1 protein-coding gene is annotated in these 2926 nt (G+C 39.6%); it reads right to left on the reverse strand.

The window, feature by feature from the left end; all coding sequences use genetic code 11:
* Positions 1-234: 234 nt before the first annotated feature.
* Positions 235-2926 (reverse strand): hypothetical protein (locus tag Q0212_RS08945; RefSeq protein WP_297924662.1); only part of this gene is annotated, 2692 nt, incomplete at its 5' end.

The raw sequence follows: 2926 nt of genomic DNA on the forward strand, positions 1-2926 counted from the left end.
AGACTAACCCCGAATGGGCTAAATTTTATGGATACATAGATTAAAACCTAACTACTTTTAGACGTCCTAATTGACGTCTTTTTTTACGTCACTTTTGACGTATAAACCAATACGCACTCAAAAGTGACGTATAATCCAAAGCCCTTTTTAGGGCTTTTTTTTGTGGTGTGCGTATGAGTGCCTATGAGTGCCTATAGAATGACACGCAAATGACACTTAACAATTTCCATAAATTTAATTACTCTTAATAATCAAATAACCATAGCTTGCTGCTGACGTGACCTGCACAACTAATGTATTTGTTAAAGCAGTTCCGCTTAAAATATTTACGTTTGCAGACTTTTCAACAACTGCAAATGACTTACCAATCATGTCTGTCGGCACTGGCACTCTATCTGTTGTTGCGCTATGCCAATCCATATATAAGTAAGTGCCACTAGGATGACGTACTGCATAGCAGCTTGTTCTTGCTGATGTGCGTTTAAAGAAATTACGATATGCAACAGCACTAAAATAATCACCTGCGGTTAATGTTGTTTTTAAACCATCTATACAAGACATATAAAGTTTTGCAGCTTCGCTAATCTGCATTGCTTTATTGCTTGCATTAGTGCGTCTAACGCTTTGGTCTGCTGACTGAATCGGCAAGAACCCAAACGCACCGACAACACTATCGTCCATCATCAACATTCTATCGCATAGTTGACCTGTCGCTTCACATCTCGCGCTAGTCATATTAATACGAGTGCTAACACTAAAACCTGTCATATCACGCAAAGTGCTAAAATCATAAGTTACTGATTCATGCGTAAATGTTAATGATTTTGGAATGTAGTATCGAACCGCACCACTTACACCTGCCGTAAACTTGATGGCTTGCAAAAACATAATGTCTTGAAAATTCGTGACGTTATTTAATGCTAAAAAATCTTGATAAATTGTGCAATTACCATCGACATCAAAGACATAGGACATGGATACAGATAAATCAGACGTTCCGTCATATTGTGCAGGTGTTGGTGATAATCCAACTTGTGTGATTAGCCACTCAACAATACTGCTTCTATTCATAATCTCGTAACTTTCATTGAAAGTTACATTATCACTATAATAAAAAGTACCGTTCAATGTTGCTAATTGCTGATTGTCGACAGAGCAAGTTAATCTTCTGTTTTTAATAACTGGATACCATTGTTCAGATACAAATGCACTTGGGCTAAAACTTGTTGTATTTGTTGCACCCGATACATGAGTCAATGTACCTGTAGTTAAATTGTTAGCTGTTGTTCTACCTGCAACATAAATAAAACCAGTAACAACATCAACAATAACCCATTGATTAGTGCCATCAGTCCACACACTGCCTATATCAGCACTTGTTTTTGTGTGGCCTGTAACAGTGCATTTTGTTTTACCATACCCATGATTAGCACCAATTGTCCCTGTGAAAACTCTATAGGGCGCAATATCATCACCTGAATCTTTAAAGCGGACATCATTCAATTTTTCTTCACTAAAATTGAATACTTCGGATGTCGATAAATTTCGCGTTAAAAAAGGTTTGATAAACACTTTTAAAACATCAGACGTACTACCTGATAATTTAGTTTGTATGTAGCTTGGTGTTGTAGATGTATTGTCTAAAACGAGTTTTGCACCATCAAACATTTCTCTGATTTCAGGAGTAATTTTTGGTTTTTGCAATAATTTCTTAGAGCCATATTCTGACGTATAGTCTGTAGCAGTTGCTCCTGCCTCAACTTGTATTTGCGAATACGTTGGACTCGCTGCTGAGTACAGATTGATAACCATGTGCGTAGCTGTAACAGGTGCGGTTACAGTAAGCGGTAATGTAGTTGATCCGTTATAACTACCTACAATCAATGCTCCGTCACTAGCAGATGTAAAAAAAGCTAATCCACTACGGCCGCGAGTACCGCTGATTGTATATTGTTGCCCTGCAGTTACAGGGATAAAGGCAGACATACCCCAACCAGTAGCCCCATTAACTGCGCCTGTCACGCTATTTAAATAGTAGCCTGCTCTAACAGTTGCAGTATTAAATAGATTTTTGCTAGTAACGACTGTTTCATACTCTTTTGTTGCATTTGCTGTTGCAATTCCACCTGCTAGAGCGTCTAACTCTGCTTTAACTGCTGCGGTTAAACCATCTCTTGGCACTTTAGGCGCAGGAAGTCTCCAAGCCTCAAAAGCTGTTGCACTACTGCCTGCCTCAATCTGAATTTGACTAGGCTCTGCAATAGAAGATGATTGTACATTTACAACCATGTAATTCGCACCGACTGGTGCGGTCACGGTCAAAGGTAAACTGCCACCTGCAACATAAGACCCAACAGGTGTTGTTGTTAAATTTGTTGCATAAAAAGCCACACCCTCACGTTTAGTGGCATTAGCACTAATCGTGTATTGCTGACCAGCCACAACAGGGATGTAATCAGTACAAGCCCAGCCGCTTGCTACATCAATGAAACCATTTGTTTTGACATATTTACCGACTTGTTTGGCGGATGGGTTATATTTGTTTCTTGGATTATCAATCTCTAAAGCTGATGATTCTAGTGCTGTGCGTGAGTCTTTAAGTGACGTAATATCAGTTGTATTTTGAGCCACTTGATTAGAAGCTGGATATGTTTTTTTATACACCGCGCTTCCTGCGCTGTTTAGGTATAAATCAACATAGTCATTTGTACCTGAAGCTACAACATTAAAATATTGGCCACTTGTAGTTGCTGCAATACCTGCGGCTGTTGTCGCGTATATTTTACCAGTTGCGATTGCTGCATCACGCGCCGCTTCGGATGCAATAACATCTAAGCCTGTTTGTACACGGTCTAAGCCTGTCTGTACTCTGTCTAAGCCTGTCTGTACTCTGTCTGCTGCGGTTAATGCGGCTGTCGCATCAAGC

The sequence above is a fragment of the uncultured Agitococcus sp. genome (assembly GCF_937920075.1).
GTDB lineage: Bacteria > Pseudomonadota > Gammaproteobacteria > Pseudomonadales > Moraxellaceae > Agitococcus.